Source organism: Virgibacillus carmonensis (assembly GCF_057836705.1).
The window spans coordinates 1-500 of record NZ_JBYQFJ010000460.1 but is presented as its reverse complement, the minus strand read 5'-3'; the positions used below and the strand labels follow the sequence as shown (position 1 = coordinate 500).

At 37.2% G+C, this 500-nt stretch carries 1 protein-coding gene; it reads left to right on the top strand.

Annotated features, from left to right (window positions below; translation table 11 throughout):
• Positions 1-62 precede the first annotated feature (62 nt).
• Positions 63-500: ATP-binding cassette domain-containing protein (locus AC3G7N_RS22895; protein ID WP_489424383.1), on the top strand; the 438-nt coding region annotated here is incomplete at its 3' end.

The window sequence follows — 500 nt, the reverse complement described above, 5'->3', positions numbered from 1 at the left end:
CTTTAACGACAACTATACGATATAGTCAGCCAGCATTATCTGTAGTATATGAGGACTTGTTTATGAATACGGAGGAATCTATTAACTCTAAAAAAGATTTTGCATCAATTAATAAAGGAAAGAAAACATATACCGACTCTATAAAATTAAATGGGGTTTCCTTTAGGTATCCAAATCAATTGGAAAACTCAATAAAGGATGTTTCTCTTACTATACCCATTGGTCAATCCGTTGCGTTTATTGGCGAGTCCGGCGCGGGCAAAACAACACTTGTAGATATTATCCTTGGACTATTTCGACCAGAAAGTGGCAGCGTTTTAGTGGACGGGAAAAATTTGCATGAACAAAAGTCTATATGGCAGCAAAAAATAGGCTATATCCCGCAAGCTATCTTTTTATCGGATGATACGATTCGAGGAAATGTAGCTTTCGGGATAAATGATAATCAGATTGCAGATGAGGAAGTATGGAGGGCATTAGAACAGGCACAGATGAAAGAA